The organism is Brevundimonas fontaquae, from assembly GCF_017086445.1.
GTDB lineage: Bacteria > Pseudomonadota > Alphaproteobacteria > Caulobacterales > Caulobacteraceae > Brevundimonas > Brevundimonas fontaquae.
The window spans coordinates 500,666-517,892 of sequence record NZ_CP070968.1; the positions used below are offsets into that span (position 1 = coordinate 500,666).

The 17,227-nt window shown below is 61.4% G+C and carries 11 protein-coding genes and 1 pseudogene; 3 read left to right on the forward strand and 9 right to left on the reverse strand.

Going from position 1 to position 17,227, the window contains the following annotated elements:
• The first annotated feature begins 83 nt into the window (after nt 1-83).
• On the forward strand, nt 84-1,898 hold the full coding sequence (glmS, locus tag JX001_RS02380) for a glutamine--fructose-6-phosphate transaminase (isomerizing) (protein WP_205682132.1): 1,815 nt from the start codon (nt 84-86) through the stop codon (nt 1,896-1,898).
• Here the strand turns inward: glmS and JX001_RS02385 are convergent.
• From JX001_RS02385 to JX001_RS02415, 7 genes are all read right to left on the reverse strand, one after another.
• Nucleotides 1,859-2,527: a Crp/Fnr family transcriptional regulator gene (locus JX001_RS02385; RefSeq protein ID WP_205682133.1), complete on the reverse strand. Its 669-nt coding sequence runs from the start codon at nt 2,525-2,527 to the stop codon at nt 1,859-1,861. The genes glmS and JX001_RS02385 overlap by 40 nt on opposite strands.
• 52 nt (nt 2,528-2,579) lie before the next feature.
• Complete coding sequence (locus JX001_RS02390) at nt 2,580-3,323, reverse strand: Crp/Fnr family transcriptional regulator (protein WP_205682134.1); 744 nt, start codon at nt 3,321-3,323, stop codon at nt 2,580-2,582.
• Nucleotides 3,323-3,583 (reverse strand): DUF6894 family protein, encoded by a 261-nt coding sequence (locus JX001_RS02395; protein ID WP_205682135.1) that lies wholly within the window; start codon nt 3,581-3,583, stop codon nt 3,323-3,325. Before JX001_RS02395 ends, JX001_RS02390 begins: the two co-directional genes overlap by 1 nt.
• 69 nt (nt 3,584-3,652) lie before the next feature.
• Complete coding sequence (locus JX001_RS02400) at nt 3,653-5,152, reverse strand: phosphomannomutase/phosphoglucomutase (RefSeq protein ID WP_205682136.1); 1,500 nt, start codon at nt 5,150-5,152, stop codon at nt 3,653-3,655.
• 40 nt (nt 5,153-5,192) lie between these two features.
• Nucleotides 5,193-6,278: a glycosyltransferase family 4 protein gene (locus JX001_RS02405; protein ID WP_205682137.1), complete on the reverse strand. Its 1,086-nt coding sequence runs from the start codon at nt 6,276-6,278 to the stop codon at nt 5,193-5,195.
• Nucleotides 6,279-6,370: 92 nt separating this feature from the next.
• A complete protein-coding gene (locus tag JX001_RS02410) occupies nt 6,371-8,587 on the reverse strand; it encodes an AGE family epimerase/isomerase (protein ID WP_241004718.1) in 2,217 nt (738 codons plus the stop codon).
• A 114-nt stretch (nt 8,588-8,701) separates the two neighbouring features.
• Nucleotides 8,702-9,163 (reverse strand): Lrp/AsnC ligand binding domain-containing protein, encoded by a 462-nt coding sequence (locus tag JX001_RS02415; RefSeq protein WP_039243792.1) that lies wholly within the window; start codon nt 9,161-9,163, stop codon nt 8,702-8,704.
• A 109-nt stretch (nt 9,164-9,272) separates the two neighbouring features.
• Between JX001_RS02415 and putA the strand changes: the two are divergent.
• Nucleotides 9,273-12,403: pseudogene (gene putA, locus JX001_RS02420) on the forward strand (bifunctional proline dehydrogenase/L-glutamate gamma-semialdehyde dehydrogenase PutA).
• A gap of 89 nt (nt 12,404-12,492) precedes the next feature.
• On the opposite strand, the gene JX001_RS02425 reads toward putA, so the two are convergent.
• Both JX001_RS02425 and JX001_RS02430 read right to left on the reverse strand, forming a co-directional pair.
• On the reverse strand, nt 12,493-13,824 hold the full coding sequence (locus tag JX001_RS02425; RefSeq protein WP_205682138.1) for an HlyD family type I secretion periplasmic adaptor subunit: 1,332 nt from the start codon (nt 13,822-13,824) through the stop codon (nt 12,493-12,495).
• Nucleotides 13,821-15,554, reverse strand: coding sequence for a type I secretion system permease/ATPase (locus JX001_RS02430; protein WP_241004719.1), 1,734 nt, complete (start codon nt 15,552-15,554; stop codon nt 13,821-13,823). Before JX001_RS02430 ends, JX001_RS02425 begins: the two co-directional genes overlap by 4 nt.
• A gap of 523 nt (nt 15,555-16,077) precedes the next feature.
• Between JX001_RS02430 and JX001_RS02440 the strand changes: the two genes are divergently transcribed.
• Entirely contained in the window at nt 16,078-17,208 is a 1,131-nt protein-coding gene (locus JX001_RS02440) for a 2OG-Fe(II) oxygenase (protein ID WP_241004720.1), read from the forward strand.
• Nucleotides 17,209-17,227 lie beyond the last annotated feature (19 nt).

A 17,227-nucleotide genomic window follows, 5' to 3' on the forward strand; every position in this document is an offset into this window, starting at 1 on the left:
ATGGGGCTTGATGTGTGGCTTAGCCCCGGATCGCCGTCAGTGCAAAGCGGCGCCCTTTTCCTGACTTCTCGGAGCCTTCGCTCATGTGCGGCATCATCGGCGTCACCGGCAATGGTCCTGTCGTTCCCCGGCTGATCGACAGCCTGAAACGGCTGGAGTACCGCGGCTATGATTCCGCAGGCGTCGCCGCCGTTGTGGACGGCTCGGTCGAGCGCCGCCGCGCCAAAGGAAAGATCCGCAATCTGGAAGCCGTCCTGGCCGAGGAGCCGATGACGGCGACGGTCGGCATCGGCCATACGCGCTGGGCCACGCACGGCGCGCCGACGACGGAGAACGCCCACCCGCACAAGGCCGGTCGCGTTACCCTGGTCCACAACGGCATCATCGAAAACTTCGCCGAGCTGAAGGCCGAGTTGGCGGCCGACGGCCATGTCTTCGAAAGCCAGACCGACACCGAGGTCATCGCCCACCTGCTGGATGCCGAACTGAACACGGGCCGCAGCCCCCTGGAGGCGTTCAAGACCACTCTGGATCGCCTGACCGGCGCCTATGCGCTGGCGGTGCTGATCGACGGGACGGACGACCTGATCCTGGGCGCGCGACGCGGCAGCCCCTTGGTGGTCGGCTGGGGCGAGGACGAAATGTATCTGGGCTCGGACGCGCTGGCCGTCGGTCCGTTCACGCAGAAGATTTCCTATCTGGAAGAGGGCGATTACGTCGCCATGACCAAGGCCGGCGCCCAGATGTTCGACGTGGCGGGCAAGCCGGTCGAACGCGCCATCGTCCAGGTCTCGGCCTCATCGGCCATGGTCGAGAAGGGCGAATATCGCCACTTCATGGAGAAGGAAATCCATGAACAGCCCGACAGCGTCCAGCACACCCTGTCGGAATATCTCGACCTGGTGACCGGCAAGGCCAAGACCAATCCCGTCGACTTCGCCGCCATCGACCGCATACAGATCGTCGCCTGCGGCACCGCCTTCTACGCCGGCCAGATCGGTCGTTATGCGTTCGAGAAGCTGGCCGGCCTGCCCTGCGACGTCGAGATCGCGTCTGAGTTCCGCTATCGCTCGCCGGCCGTCTCGAAATCCACCCTCGCCGTCGCCGTCAGTCAGTCCGGCGAAACGGCCGACACCCTGGCCAGCTTGACCTGGTGCAAGGCGCAAGGGTTGCAGACCGCCGCCGTCGTCAATGTTCATTCGTCCTCGATGGCGCGCGAAGCGGCCGTCCTGTGGCCCACCCATGCCGGACCGGAGATCGGCGTCGCCTCGACCAAGGCCTTCACAGCTCAGGTCGCGGCTCTCCTGGCCCTGGCCGTGGCGGCGGGCGTGGCGCGCGGCCGGATCGATGCGGCTCAGGAGGCCGAACTCGTCAAGGCCCTGTTCGAAAGCCCTCGCCTGATCGCCGAAGCCCTGACGATGGGCGACAGCATCCGCGCCGTGACCCACGACCTGTCAAAGGCCGACGATGTCCTTTTCCTGGGCCGGGGCGCCATGTTCCCGCTAGCGATGGAGGGCGCGCTGAAGCTGAAGGAGATCAGCTATATCCACGCCGAGGGCTATGCCGCTGGCGAGCTGAAGCATGGCCCCATCGCCCTGATCGACGAAGAGACCCCGACCATCGCTCTGGCTCCGCTTGACGACGTGTTCGAAAAGACCGCGTCCAACCTGCAGGAGGTTGCGGCACGTGGCGGCCCGGTCATCATGATCGCGCCGGAAAAGGCCCCCGATCCGCACGGCGCCGGCATTCGCCGCATCCACGCCCCCGACTGCCACCCGCTGATCGCGCCCCTGGTCTATGCCGTACCGGTGCAACTGCTGGCCTATTACACCGCCGTTCAGAAGGGCACCGACGTCGATCAGCCCCGCAACCTGGCCAAGTCCGTCACGGTCGAGTGAGGCTCGCCTGCCAGCCGGCGTAGCGTGTCCGGGTCGATGATCTGGATCGCGCCGCGCCGGAGCCGCACCGCCCCGGCGGCGCACAGTTCCGTGCACGCGGTCGATATGCTGGCGCGTCGTACGGCCATCAGCTGCGACAGCTCGGTTTGACGCAGAGCAAGGACGTCGCCCCCTTCTCGGTCGTGAACATCGAGTAGCAGGGCGGCCAGGCGCTGGCTGACCTTCAGTGCCGCATACCGAGAAAGCTCGGCTTGAAGGGCGCTGTTGCGACGCATCAGGTCCGTCAATGACGCCTCGACCAAGCTGTCGTGAGGGAGTGTTTGCGCGAGTTTTGCTGCCGATACGGTCAGGAACCGACCCGCTGTCAACCAAAGGGCGGATTCGGTTTCGCCGCCGCCTAGCACGGCATCGAAGTTGATTACGTCGTCGCTGGAGGCGAGCCCCCTTGAAAGGAAGCCGTCGAACCCGATCCGAGCCACGACGCCGGAAAGCACAAAGGTGACGATGGGGTCGCCATTGTAGGTGGGTGCGGTCCGTGCGCCGGCCTCGGCGAAGAACGCGTCGCCTGCGTCCAAGCCTTGGAGTGCAAGGCCGGACAACAAGGCGTGTGCGAGGTTCGACGTTGACATGCCTCGTCTAGACGGCCGATCGCCGTTTTTCGCGATAACATGCGTTAAGCCGTCAGACGGGCTCTGACTGCAGACGCAGATAGGTCGGATCGAACTCGGCGATTTCAGCGAGGCGACGCCAGTCGAGAATATCGATCCGCCCGCCCGCCCACGCGACGACGCCCTCGCTGCGGAGCTCGGAAATCAGCCGGCTGACATGAACGGTCGAAAGGCCGAGCGCGTCACCCAGCGTCGTTTGCGTCAGCGGAAGATCAAACGTCAGATCGCCCGTCTGGCCGACAGCCTGGAGACGCAGATAGAGCTCGCACACCAGATGCGCCAGGTGGCCAAGCCCGCTCCGTCGGCCCATGGCCACCAGCCACTGCCGATGAATGGCGGCGTCGATGATGGTGTCCAGCCAGAGAAGTCGGCCCAGATGCGGGTGGCGCTCGGTGATGTCGATCAGCCCGCTGTGCGGCGCCTCTGCGATCACGCAGTCGGTTAAGGCGACGACGCCATGGTCCATCTGTTTCATCAACAGGCTGTGCAGATCGATGAAGTCGCCCGACACATTGATTTCGGTGATCTGACGCGCTCCGTCTTCCAAGGTTGAATATCGCGCGGAAAAGCCCGAGATCAGAAGCGTGCTGTGCAGCGGACGGGTGTGCTCGCGAACGATGTCGGAGCCAGCGGGGGCTGTCTTTGGGGCGTCGAGCACATCTCGTAAGGCGGCGATTTCCTTTTCGTCGAGACGGTCTCTCAGCGACAACTTGTCGACCAATGTGGTGATCTTGGCGGGGCCGACGGTCTTGGGCATCAAACCTCTCCCGCCAGCGTCCAACCTTCAGGCGCTTGGTCAGATGCGGCCGCCGTCACGCTGACCACGGTCTGACCCTCCGCATCCGTGACGATGACGCTGAAGGCGCCGGTCGTCCAGAAGGACGCGCCCCTGTACCGCAGGATCTCACCAAGGACGGCGACGGCCTCTTCGCGCGCCGCGTCCATGTTTTTCAGTTCCTCGCCCTGCTCGTCGCGGACGCAATCGCCATTCTGGGTATGGAAAAAATAGCGCGGCAATCTTCCCTCCTGGCCTCAGACGAGAGGGAAGCGGTCACGGGCGCGATTGGTTCAGTCCGCTGCGAGCTTTCAGATTTCCTGATTGAAGGCGCCGATTTCAGGATAGGCGGCAAGGCGCGGCTTGATCTCCTTTCGGAACAAGTCGCGCATGTCGTCTTCGGATCGCATGCTTTCGACCACCACAACCAGTTCCGGCTTGTTGGACGACGCGCGCACCAACACCCATGAGCCGTCGTCCAGATGCACGCGAACACCGTTGACGGTGATGGCCTCGACGATCTTGCGGCCCAGGATTTCGCCGCCGGCTGCGGCCAAATCGGAATAATCCTTCACGATCCGCTCCAGCACGCCGTACTTCAGCTCGTCGTCGCAGTGGGGCGACATGGTCAAGCTGGTCCAGGCGTCTGGAAGGGCCGACTTCAGTTCGCTGAGCTTTTTACCTGGATTGCGATCCAGCATGGCCAGAACGGCCCCGGCTGCGACCAGCCCGTCGTCGTAGCCGTGTCCTAGATCGCCGGCCATGAAGAAGTGGCCCGATTTCTCGAAGCCGGCTAAGGCGCCCAGCTCGGCAGTCTTGCGCTTGATGTAGGAGTGGCCCGTCTTCCAGTAGACGACCTCGGCCCCGCTGGCTTTCAGCACCTCATCGGTTTTGTACAGGCCGGTCGATTTCACATCGACCACGAAGGTGCTGTCCGGATAGACCTTGGACAGGTCGCGAGCCAGCATCAGGCCGATCTTGTCGGCGAAGATCTCCTCGCCCGTGTCGTCAACAACGCCGCAACGGTCGCCGTCGCCGTCGAAGCCAAGGGCGAGATCTGCGCCCGTCTCACGCACGCGCTGGGCCATCTGCACCAGCATGGCGTGATCTTCTGGGTTCGGATTGTACTTGGGGAAGGTGTAGTCGAGGTCGGTGTCCATCTCGATCACCTCGACACCCATCCGCCGCAGGGCGTCGGGGGCGAAGGTGCCAGCCGTGCCGTTGCCGCAGGCGCAGACGACCTTCAAGGGACGCTTGATCTGCACCTTGGAGGCCACGTCGGCGACATAGGTTTCGCGGAAGTCATCGACGCGCACCAGCTTGCCGCCGGGGCGGGCCACGCCCTCGCCGTTCAGCACGATTTCTTTCAGGCGGCCCATCTCGTCGGGACCGAAGGTCAGGGGCTTGTTGGCTCCCATCTTCACGCCGGTCCAGCCGTTCTCGTTATGGCTGGCGGTGACCATGGCGACGCAAGGCGCGTCCAGCTCGAACTGACCGAAATAGGCCATGGGCGACAGGGCCAAGCCTACGTCCAGAACCTCCATCCCGCCTTCCAGCAGCCCGAGGATCAGGGCCTGTTTGACGCTGAGGCTGTAGCTGCGGAAATCATGGCCGGTGACGATTTTCGGCGCCACGCCGATCTCCTGGACATAGGTCGCCAAGCCTAGGCCCAGCGCCTGAATGCCGAGGAGGTTGATTTCCTTTTCCAGGATCCAACGCGCGTCGTATTCACGGAAGCCGGTCGGCTTAACCAGCGCCTGGGTTTCGTAGGCGGCCGTGTTCGGCTTAAGGTCCTGACGGGGGTTCAGCATGGTTGTAGTCCCTGGTTGTGTCGGTTGGATTGCCGGCAGATCAGGCTGCGGCGCGCTTGCGGATGCGAGCGATGCGGCGCAGGCGGCGCCAGAAGCGGCCGCGCTCCGGCTCGGGATAGGGCTGCAGGTTCTCGACGAACTGATCGGCTGAGGCGCGCCAGCTGAACTTTTCCGCATAGGCGCGCACAGTCTTGCGATCAAGTTCGAGGCAATCCAAGCAGGCGGTCTTGAGGTCCTTGTCGATTGCGCCTGCGTTCGATCCCGGAATGATGTCGATCGGGCCGTGAGCCGGATAGGCCGCGACCGGCGTACCGGCGGCCATGGCTTCCAGAATCACCAGACCGAAGGTGTCGGTCCAGCTGGGGAAGACGAATACGTCGGCGTCGCGGAAACAGCGGGCCAGGTCGTCGCCGAACTTGGCGCCGAGGAATTTGGCATCCGGATATTTCTCTTCGAGCTCGGCGCGGGCCGGTCCGTCGCCGACGACGATCTTGGTGCCGGGCAGCTCGAGCTGAAGGAAGGATTCGATGTTCTTCTCGACCGCCACGCGGCCCACATTCAGGAAGAAGGGCCGGGGCCAGTCCTTGCCCCCAAGCTCATCGTAAATCCGTTCCAGGTCGGGGTTGAACACGTCCGTGTCGACGCCCCGCGACCAGGGTGAGACGTTCTTGAACCCGTGCTCGACCAGTTCGTCGCGCAGGGTCGGGGTCGCCACCATCAGCCGACCCGACGGCTTGTGGAACCACTTCATATAGGCGTAGCCGACCTGGACCGGGATCGGGAAACGGGCCGAGACATATTCGGGGAATTTGGTGTGATAGCTGGTCGTGAAAGGCAGCTTCCATTCCACGCAGATGCGACGCGTGGCGATGCCGATCGGACCCTCGGTGGCGATATGCACGGCCTCAGGCTCAAAGGCGCGCAGCATTTCGCGGATTTCTTCCTCAGCGCCGAGCGCCAGTCGGATTTCCGGGTAGGTGGGGCAGGGAATGGTCTTAAACAGGCTGGGCTCGATGACCTCGACCTCATGGCCCATGGCGCGGCATTCCCCCACTGTGCGGGTCAGGGTGCGGACGACGCCATTGACCTGAGGTTCCCAGGCGTCGGTGGCCAGAACGATGCGCATTGAGGCGGGCGGACCCTGAGCCGTTAAGTAAGGGCGGAACTTCTAGACGGTTCGAATGACGAAGGCGAGACGGTCTCCGATGTCTCCGGCTCCTATAACAGCCGCAAGTGTTGGGCGATATCAGGCTCCAGTATGGTCAGAGTCTCTTTCGCCTGAACGTAAGCGGCCATGATGTGATAGAAGGAACTGGCAGGAGCTGGCTCGTCGATGAAATCGCCAGAGGCAAGGAGCTTGTCGTGCCAAAGTCCTTGCGGCGTGAGATATTTCCAAAGCGCGCGCTGCGCATTGGCGGCCTGGTCAAAACATTGAAGGCGTCTGCCGTCATCACTTAACGATGCCAGTATGAGCGATGCCTTGAGCCATTCTGTCTGGGGCCAGAGCCTGGATCTCCCGCTCCTCACGCTGCCGTCGGTGTTCATGGCGTCTATGGCGATATTGCGCTTCCTGTCGATACCCTTCAGGCCCGCTTCATAAAGTCTCCAGGCGTCCTCAATGACGGATTCATCGCGCCTGTTGCGGCCATGCCTTGCCAATAACCAGGCCCACTCGAACTGATGTCCCGGCTCGACCAAACGCCCGTCTTCTCCTGCTGCCGGAGACCACTCCTTCTGGAAGAACTCGAGCAAATATCCGGACTGGGGATCAATGAATCGGGTTCGAGCGAGGTCTACAATGCGGTCAGCGAGACGTCCCCATGCCGCGTCGCCGTTTGCTTCTTCCCAAGCGAGGGCGGACTCTAACAAATGCATATGAGCGTTTGACTGATACGGGTGCCCCCCACTTTCCATCACGCCGCCAACAGCATCCGCGCGCTTAAGTATTTCTTCTCTGACGGCAGCCGCATCGACTTCAAGCGCGGCGTCTCCGGTTGCAACCGAAGCGCGTGCGAGGGCGAAGATCAGGAACGCTTGATCATAAACCATCGCGGTCTCGTCGATCGGCGAGCCGTCGGCTGCAAGAAGCGTCCGCATTAGCCCGTCAGGACGCAGGTAGAGTGACCTAAGTCGCTCAAGACCCTTTGAAATCACCGGCTTCCACGGGCCCTGCCAGCCCTGCAATCCTGCTTCCGCATAGACCTGCAACTGCCGCGCCTGGACACGGGCGCGGCGCGGCGCCGAGACGTGGCGGCCGTCGAGCGCCAGAACTTCTTCAAAAGCCCCCGTAGCGTCCTGGCCCAAGCCGGACCAAACCGGCAGCGCGGCCTGCCGCAACCAGTTCGTCAACCTGACCGCACCGTCCTTCAACCCTTCCGGTTCCGGAAGGGGCGGAAAGTCCAAATGTTGAGGAGAGAGGTTTCGAAGGCGATCGACAACCTTCTTCACATCTTGGCTTTTTCTCAGATCGGTCACCAAGACCGCGTCGCGTTCTACGACAATGCCGACATCCCGCAAGCCGATTGCGGCGACCATTACGCCATCGCAGGCCCTGATCAGACAGCCCTCTGAGTCCTCCAAGACATGCAGGCCGACATTGCCCTCGCCCGACGCGTGCACGGAATCCCACGCGCCGAGGTCGGTCCAAGCGAAACGTACCGGCAGTACTGCGGCGAGACTGGTTTTCTCCATCACCGCGTAATCTATCGAGATTTTCGGGGCCAGTTTGAACTCCGAGCCTAGCAGGATGTATGCGTCATCCTGCACGGCGCTCTTCAATGCGCTCTCTATAGCTTCCGCCACAGCGGCGGCGCGCTCTGTTATCTCTTGAACGAGGACCGTGGACTGAACGATGAAGTTGCCGCTGTTCCAGAGGTACCCCTCGGAGATATAGCGCTGCGCCGTCGTAGTGTCGGGCTTTTCAACAAAAGCGGCGACTGCCGACAAGCCAGGGCCTTCAGGCGCAATATATCCGTAGGCCGACGACGGTTCGGTCGGCACGACGCCCAAGGTGACGATACGTCCAGCTTCAGCGCCGACAACGGCTTCGCGAACCGCGTCCCTGAACTCTTCTCCGTTCGGGATGTGGTGATCAGAAGCGACAAACAGATTGACCGCGTCAGGATCCCTGCGGGTCGTCCACAGGGCGGCAGCGGCCATGGCGGCTGCAGAATCCCGACCTTCAGGTTCCAAGATTATGGTTGCCGATATCCCGATCTCGTCAAGTTGGGATTGAATGGCATCGCGATGCGATAGCCCGGCGACGACGATGAGATCAGCTCCAGCCGCCAAAGACACCACGCGTTCGGCCGTCTCTTGGAACAGTGACCGGTTTCCCGCCAGCGGGATGAATTGCTTCGGCAGGGAAGGCCGTGACGCAGGCCACAAACGCGTACCTGAACCGCCGCACATGATGACCGGGTAAAGCGTTGCCATATTCTACAAGCCGCCGTTTCTTGACCGAACCGCCTATTACGCGAGCTTTGCTGTCGCGTCACGTGTTGAATGCGCCAGAGTTGCGCGACCCGTCACTTGGTTTCACGCTTCCAGTTACAGCGGCAGCACCGTCGTCGACTTCACCTCTTCCAGCACCGCATAGGTGCGGGTTTCGCGGACGCCCGGCATCCGCACCAGCACGTCGCCCAGGAAGGCGCGGTAGGCGTCCATGTCGCCGACGCGGGCCTTGATCAGATAGTCGAAGCCGCCGGCGACCATGTGGCACTCCAGCACCTCAGGCTGGCTGCGAACGGCGGCGGCGAAGGCTTCGAAGACGTCGCCGGTGGTGCGGTCCAGCAGGACCTCGACGAAGATCAGCAGGTCCCGACCAACCTGGGCCGGGTCGATCATGGCGGCGTAGCCGGTGATAATCTTCTTTTCGCGCAGCCGTTTGACCCGTTCGAAACAGGCGGCGGGCGACAGGTTGCAGCGTCGCGCCAGTTCGGCGTTGGAAATGCGGGCGTCGGTCTGCAGCACCCGCAGGATGCGGCGATCAACGGCGTCGATGTCGATCATCGGAAATCCGGAGCGTGTGCCGAACGATCTTCGGTTCTGTCCAATATCATACGAAGCACCTTCAATGAACTCCGGCATATACGGCTGAAATCCACAGGATTTGTCGCCGATGACCACTCCCGCCTTCATGCCTTCGCGCCTGGCCGCTTGGGACGGTCTGGATGCGCACAAGTTCCGAGACGAGCGTGAGGCCGTCGCCGCCAATCTGGCGCGCATGCCTCTGGATGCGACCGAACGGGCTGATGTGGTCGCTGAGGCGACGGCCCTGGTCGAACACGCGCGTCGCAGCCAGAAGAAGCAGGGCGTCGTCGAAAGCTTCCTGCAGCAATTCTCGCTTGGGACCCGCGAAGGTCTGGCCCTGATGTGTCTGGCCGAGGCCCTGCTGCGCGTGCCGGACGAGGACACCCGCGATCGCCTGATCGCCGAGAAGATCGGCTCGGCCGACTGGGCCGCCCACCTGGGTCAGTCCGACAGCCTGTTCGTCAACGCCTCGACCTGGGGCCTGATGCTGACCGGCAAGCTGGTCGATGTGGACGACGAGGCCCGCAGCGACCTGCCCAGCTTCCTGAAGCGGATCGCCGGCCGTCTGGGCGAGCCGGTCATCCGCCAGGCCGTGGCCACGGCGGTCAAGATCATGGGCGAGCAGTTCGTGGTCGGCCGCACCATCCAGGGCGCGCTCAAACGGTCGAACAAGGAAGGCTGGCTGTGCAGCTTCGACATGCTGGGCGAGGGCGCCCGGACCATGGCCGACGCCGACCGCTACGAGAAGATTTACGCCGACGCCATCGAGGCGGTGGGCAAGACGTCGAAGGGCCAGGGACCGGAACACGGCCACGGCGTTTCCGTGAAACTGTCGGCCCTGTCGCCCCGCTATGAGGCGACGCATGAGGATGACGTCTGGGCGACCCTGTATCCCCGCATCCTGCGCCTGGCCCAGATCGCGGCCAAATACGACATCAACTATACGATGGACGCCGAGGAGGCGGACCGTCTGGTTCTGTCGCTGAAACTGCTGGACCGGCTGGCGCACGAGCCGTCGCTGGGCGGCTGGACCGGCCTCGGTCTGGCGGTTCAGGCCTATCAGAAGCGCGGGCTGGAAACGATCGAACGCGTCGCCGACCTCGCCCGGCGCTCGGGCCGTCGTCTGATGGTGCGCCTGGTCAAGGGCGCCTATTGGGACACCGAGATCAAGCGCGCCCAGGTGTTCGGCCGCACCGACTATCCTGTCTATACGACCAAGGCGGCGACCGATCTGAACTATCTGGTCTGCGCCAAGGCCATGATCGAGGCCGCGCCGGCCATCTATTCCCAGTTCGCCAGCCACAACGCCCATACGCTGGCGGCCGTGCGGCGTATGGCGCGTGATCACGGCGTCACGGTCGAGCACCAGCGGCTGCACGGCATGGGCGAGGCGCTTTATGACGCAGCGCATGAGGCCTGGGCCGACGAAGTCGTCATCGTCCGCGCCTACGCCCCTGTCGGCGGACACGAGGAGCTGCTGCCCTATCTAGTGCGGCGCCTGCTTGAAAACGGCGCCAACTCCTCCTTCGTCCACGCCCTTCTGGACGAGCGCGTGCCCGCCTCGGCCGTCGCGGCCGATCCCATTTCCCTGGTCGAGCAGGCGCCCGACCGTCACCCCAAGATTCCGGTTCCGAAAGACATGTACGGCGATCGTCAGAACTCCCTCGGCCGCGATTATTCTCAGGCCGCCGACCGTGAAGCCCACGCCAAGGCGCTGGAATTGGTCGACCGCGAGAAGTTGACCAGCGGCCCGATCATCGGCGGCAAGCTGCGCGCCGGCCTTAACGCTCAGGACGTGACCAATCCCTTCGATCGATCACAGGTGCTGGGCCATGTGTCGGAAGCCGAGACGGCTGACATCGACGCCGCCGTCCAAGCCGCCGCCGAGGCTCAGGTCAAATGGGACCGCCAGGGCGGCGCCAAGCGCGCCATCGTCCTGCGCGCTATGGCCGATGCGCTGGAGGCCGATCTGGACCGGCTGGTCGCCCTGCTCAGCCGCGAGGCGGGCAAGACCCTGAACGACGGCGTGGCCGAGGTGCGCGAGGCCGCCGACTTCTGCCGCTATTACGCCCTGCTGGCCGAACGCGACTTCACCGCCCCCGAGACCCTGAAGGGGCCGACCGGCGAGACCAACCAGCTGTTCCTGCACGGACGCGGCGTCTTCGCCTGCATCTCGCCGTGGAACTTCCCCTGGCCATCTTCACCGGCCAGATCGCCGCCGCCCTCGCCGCCGGCAACGCCGTGCTGGCCAAGCCCGCCGAACAGACGCCGCTGATCGCCTCCGAGGCTGTGCGCCTCTATCACAAGGCCGGCCTGAACCCCGACCTGTTGGCCCTGGTCCCAGGACGTGGCGAGACGGTCGGCGCAGCGCTGGTCACCCACCCCGGCATTGATGGCGTCGCCTTCACCGGCGGCACCGACACGGCTGCCGCCATCAACCGCTCCATCGCCGCCCGCCCCGGCGCCATCATCCCCTTCATCGCCGAGACCGGCGGCCTGAACGGCATGTTTATCGACACCACGGCGCTGAAGGAGCAGGTCATCGACGACGTGATCCAGTCGGCCTTCGGCTCCGCCGGTCAGCGCTGTTCGGCCCTACGCGTCCTCTATGTGCCCAAGGATTCGGCCGACGCGTTGATCGAGGGCCTGAAGGGCGCGCTCGCGGTTCAGGCCGTCGCCGACCCCGCCGATCCCAAGACCGACATCGGCCCCGTTATCGATCCCGAATCCCGTCGCGCTTTGGAAGCTCATGTCGAGCGCCTGTCGAAAGAAGCGAAGATCATCGCCCGCGCCGCCCTGCCGATGGGCGCCGAAAAGGGCGACCTGTTCGCCCCCACCATCGCCGAAATCCCGACGCCGGACTTCCTCGAACGCGAGGTCTTCGGCCCCATCCTGCACATCTACCGCTACGGCCCGTCCGACCTGAAGTCGGTCGCCGGCAAGCTGGCCGCCCGCGGCTACGGCCTGACCCTGGGCGTCCACAGCCGCATCGAAGCCTTCGCCGCCGAAGTGATCGACCTGGTCCCCGCCGGCAACGTCTACGTCAACCGCTCGATCACCGGCGCGGTGGTTGGCGTCCAACCCTTCGGCGGCGAGGGCCTGTCGGGAACCGGCCCCAAGGCGGGTGGGCCGAACAGCCTGATCCGTTATGCGGCCGAGAAGGCGATCAGTGTCAACATCGCCGCGCAGGGCGGAGATCCGGCGCTTTTGAGCCTATGAGGTGCGTGCAAAAGAGGTAACATTCGATTCTCGATCTGCGCGCAGTATGACGAGTCACGGTCTGGCGGAAACACTGACAAATATCAGGACTAAATTCCTGATCCGCTACGCCATACGCTTCTGGTTAGGGGTTCAAGCAAATATTCAAGAGCTGTGCGTTTCCGCAGTAAGATCACCACCTCGACAGGCGTACCATTTCTGATTTGCGTGCCAAGTGGTCCAACTTTTTCCATTTCTTTGCTGCTCACAGTCACCTCCCCCCGGAAGTGAGCCCTTCCAGTATTCTGATCTGTAAAAGCATCAGCGGACACCACAGTCAGATGTCCTCGAATTATCGGAATTGAGCGGTCATGAAGGCCCGGGAAGCGGATCTCCGTTTCCATCCCTTTTTTAACATCATCGATATCGTTGGGATTTATCGAAACAACGATCACCTGCTCGGCCCGATCCGGTACTATTGACATCAAGGTCTGGGCAGGTTGGATGACGCCACCGGGTGTGAAGACCGTCAGACCGACGACCTGGCCGCTTGCCGGAGATCGAATTGCACTTCTGGCAATCTGCTCGCGAAGTTCGATCTGCTTCGGCAATAGATCATTTAGCTGGATGTCGATTTGTCGTAAGCCTTCGGCGATCTCCTCATTGGTTTGCGTCGTCACGCCTATCCTCTGAAACTGCGTTTCGCCGATGGATTCTCTGGCACGTGCGGCTTGAGCGCGGAGAGATCCGAGTTCTCCTTCCAGCGATGCGGCGGCCCGTTCAAGCGCACGAACCCTGTTCTGCGGTGCGTATCCTTTTTCCGCCAACGTCCGCATTCCTTCCAGTTCTTCTTGTATGAGGCGGCGCTGCTCAAGGTTGGCGGCAATTTGGCGGCTATAGCCTTCAATTTGCTTATTTAGTTGCTCGATACGCTGACTAAGAACGCTTTGCTGTGTCGATCGGCCCGCGCTTCTCGCCTCGAATTGAAGGCGCTGTAAGCGCAAGGCCTCATTCGCCATTGCGAGATCATCAGTCGGTAGTTGCTCAAACTCTATTGGGGCGGCGACCGTCGGGAGTCCGTCGCGTTCGGCGACCATTCGTGATCGTTGAGCCATAAGCGCCAAGATCTGACCCGTGATGCCACGCTCGTTAGCTTTCACGTTTCCGCTGGATAGGGTGATCAGAACTTGATCGCGCCTGACACTATCGCCTTCCCCAACATTCAGTGTTTCGACGATGCCGCCTTCCTGGTGTTGGACGGCCTGCTGATTGCCCGATACAGTGACCTGGCCGGACGCGTAGGCTCCGGCATCAAGTGGCGCCAGTGAAGCCCAACCCAGAAAACCAATAAAGAAAATCCCCACGACTACGCTACCGACGGTGATCTCGCCGCGGGGGGAGTTGATCGTCACCTTCCCCGAGGTGGCCGCAATGTTCTTCATTGAGCGAGTCCTTTTGCCGGCATAGAAGCGGCTCGCATTTCGGACAGCACTTTCTCGCGGGGGCCTTCCAACTGCACCATCCCATCCTTCATGGTGAGCAATCGATCGACCCGGGCCAATACGCCCGCGCGATGTGCGACGATTATAACAGCCGCGCCTCTCTCTGCTGCTCCAGCGATGGCGCGCATGAGTGCGATCTCTCCCTCTTGGTCGAGGCTGGAATTAGGTTCGTCCAGCACCAAAAGCGCGGGATCGCGATAAAGGGCTCGTGCCAGTGCGATTCTCTGCGCCTGCCCTGCTGAAACGCCCTCGCCGAAGCTCCCAAGCATAGTGTCGTAGCCCGCTGGCAGCCGAAGAATCATGTCGTGAGCACCCGCCCCACGGGCCGCTGCAATGGCCAGCGCGTCCAGATCCTCTTGATCCAGTCCCTTCTCACATTCGAATCGAGAAATGTTGTCTTTAACAGATCCTGCGAATAGTCCCGGATTCTGGGGTAGGTATCCGATATGCATGGCGAGATGGTCGGGGTTCCAAGCGCTATAATCCGCACCATCGATCCGAACTACGCCCGCTGTTGGCGCGAGCGCGCCAGCGACAACTCTGGCAAGCGTCGTCTTTCCGCTTCCACTTGGACCAACCACGCCAAGCGTAAGTCCAGGATCTAGCTTCAGTGTAACAGACCTGAGCTGAAGCTGTTCGCTGCCGGGAAAACGAACCGAGACACCATCAAGTCTGAGATTTCCTGTTGGTGCAGGCAAGCGTGTTCGTGAACGGTCAATATCAGCTGTCGATGAAAAGACGCTGACAAGCGCCGCCCAACTGGCTTGCGCTTGGACGATGCTGGGCCAGGCGCCAACAAGTGTTTCGATCGGGGCGACCGCGCGGCTAAGCAAGACGGATGCGGCGATGATGGACCCGGCGGAGACTTCCCCGCGTACTGCCAAAAACGCTGCCAGGCCCAACGAACCGGACTGGAGAGAAAGACGAAGAAATTTGATCGAACTTGAATAGCGTCCGCCACCAAACTGCGCTTGGGCATTAAGCTTCACTGCCGAACTTCGGTGGCGTAAATGACGTGCTATACTTGCGCGCACCATGCCGAGTGCACGAATAGTTTCGTTCTGGGTCGAGAGTGCGTCCTGAGAGGCATAGGTCTGCGAACTTAACAAGGCCGACTGTCTGAGCGTTGGTCGGGTTTCACGCTCATTGAGAATCGCAAGTATGATCAGAAGCCCGCCGCCCAGTAGTGTGAGAACGCCAATTGCTGGATGCAGTAAGAAGCAGCAGGCCAGATATAATGGCGTCCACGGAGCATCGAAAATTGCGAGCGCAGCGGGGCCGGAAATGGTGGATTTGAGAGCGTCGAACTCTCTCATTACTTGGCCTGAATTGCGAGGCTCGCCTGCCGCCATGGTACGGGCGAGGATTTGCGGGGCCAAATCTTCCTCTAGTTGAAGACCAGCTCGAATCATTATCCGGGAGCGTAGCCAATCCAAGGCCGCGAGCGTCGCAAGCGCGAAGAGCGCTATTGCCGTCACAAGCGCGAGCGTCACCAGGCCGCTTGTGGGTATCACTCGATCATAGACCTGCATCATGTAAATCGTAGGAGCGAGATAAAGCAGGTTCACCAACGCGCTGAAGCCTGCGCTCCACGCAAAATGAACGCGACACCGCTTCAGGGCATTGTGAAGCGGCTCCGTTGCGGGAGTTTTCTTGAACGGGGATTGCAAATTCCAGCGCCTAGTTTGACGTACTGTCTTATATGCAAGCCGCCAGATTACAGCCAGCATCATGTCGGATGGCGGTGGTCGGGCCTGTTGATGGCATGCAGGCGGAGATGGTGTGGCGCAAGTGACGGTCAATGTCTTTTTGCCAGCTTTGGCTTACCTTGTCCTAGGGAGGGCGCAAGCATGCCGCGCGTTTGACCCGGTACGCGACCAGGACCCTAAAGGCGCCGTGCAGATGTATGACGAGGCGGAAGGCTACTGGAAAATTGAGGCAAACGACGGCCGCGCTTGCTGGCTAGGCCTGAGAAGCGACCCCCGTGGCTCCAATCAAAAATTGAATGTGGATCATTGCAAGATTTCGAGTCCCTCTGAGGTGAGGGCCTGGCGTATCGAATATAACCAAATTCTGCTTTTGACGGAGTCTGGAGCTTTATCCGTAAGGTTTCGAATGATTGAACCAGACAATATTATTAGCGTGGAAGGAAACTGTCGAGTAAATCGAGTGCCTGTCTCTTGATATCGTGACATGAATAATAACTCGCTAAATGAGCATCTAGTTGTGGATATGCCTCGGAAGGCTGAAAATCAGGTTAATGACGTGTGCCTTCCTGGTGATCCGTTCCCTTCAATTCGGGCAGGGTATAAGACAAACCTCAACTATTCATTGGATGCCGCCGCAGGGCGCTATCTCGTGGTTGCCAATCTCGTAAATGCTTCCGAAGCTTGCTTTGATGATGCTGTCTCTGCGATAAAGAGCCACCGCGCATTTTTTAACGACACCGACATCTCTTTTTTTGGCTTCTTGGATGCCGAGAGTACATGGCGACAGAAGGCTCAGGATAGCCTGCCGGGAATACGCTGGCTTTTCTTCAGTCGAGATGCCGACGTCGCTTTGCATCGAATTCCGCCTTTCTGCTGGATTCTGGTGGATCCAACGCTGCGTGTGCTGACCAGGGCGCCTTTACAGTTCCATCGGAGTTTTCTTTCAAGTCTGGCTCTCCTGCCTCCGCCCGCCATGCACGGAGGAAGTGTGATTGATCCGCCTGTTCTCATCGTTCCCCGAATATTTGAGCCTGATTTTTGCGCGGAACTCATTCGTCATTACGATTCGGACGGCGGTCAGCTGTCTGGATTTATGAGAGAAGTCGCCGGCCGAACGGTGGTTCAGCATGACTTGAATTATAAACGGCGGAGGGATGTCATCGTGGGCGAGGGTCCATTGAGAGATGCGACTCGTGCTAGAATTTCACGCCGGTTGGCTCCCCAGATCAGCCGGGCGTTTCAGTTCGATGCGACGAGGATCGAGCGCTACCTGATAGCCGCCTATGATGGCGATGAGGGTGGCTGGTTTCGGGCGCATCGCGACAACACCACAAAAGGCACAGCGCACCGAAAATTCGCCGTGTCGATTAATCTAAACGCAGACTACGACGGCGGCGAACTCCGTTTTCCGGAATATGGAAATCGGACATACAGGCCACCATTGGGGGGTGGCTGTGTTTTCTCATGCTCGTTATTGCACGAAGCAATCTCTGTAAGGCGCGGACGCCGATACGCATTCTTGCCTTTTCTGTATGATGAAGCGTCAGCGGCTATCCGTAAGGAAAATGCTGCCTTCCTGGGCCTGAAGGGCCTGGGAGATATCGAGCATTTCTAGGCAAAATCTGTGACGAACG

Excerpts from the sequence above, each read along its gene's own strand:
- glmS (WP_205682132.1), top strand. The coding sequence starts at position 84 with ATGTGCGGCATCATCGGCGTCACCGGCAATGGTCCTGTCGTTCCCCGG.
- JX001_RS02385 (WP_205682133.1), bottom strand. The coding sequence starts at position 2,527 with ATGTCAACGTCGAACCTCGCACACGCCTTGTTGTCCGGCCTTGCACTC.
- JX001_RS02390 (WP_205682134.1), bottom strand. The coding sequence starts at position 3,323 with ATGCCCAAGACCGTCGGCCCCGCCAAGATCACCACATTGGTCGACAAG.
- JX001_RS02400 (WP_205682136.1), bottom strand. The coding sequence starts at position 5,152 with ATGCTGAACCCCCGTCAGGACCTTAAGCCGAACACGGCCGCCTACGAA.
- JX001_RS02405 (WP_205682137.1), bottom strand. The coding sequence starts at position 6,278 with ATGCGCATCGTTCTGGCCACCGACGCCTGGGAACCTCAGGTCAATGGC.
- JX001_RS02410 (WP_241004718.1), bottom strand. The coding sequence starts at position 8,587 with ATGGCAACGCTTTACCCGGTCATCATGTGCGGCGGTTCAGGTACGCGT.
- JX001_RS02415 (WP_039243792.1), bottom strand. The coding sequence starts at position 9,163 with ATGATCGACATCGACGCCGTTGATCGCCGCATCCTGCGGGTGCTGCAG.
- JX001_RS02425 (WP_205682138.1), bottom strand. The coding sequence starts at position 13,824 with ATGAAGAACATTGCGGCCACCTCGGGGAAGGTGACGATCAACTCCCCC.
- JX001_RS02440 (WP_241004720.1), top strand. The coding sequence starts at position 16,078 with ATGAATAATAACTCGCTAAATGAGCATCTAGTTGTGGATATGCCTCGG.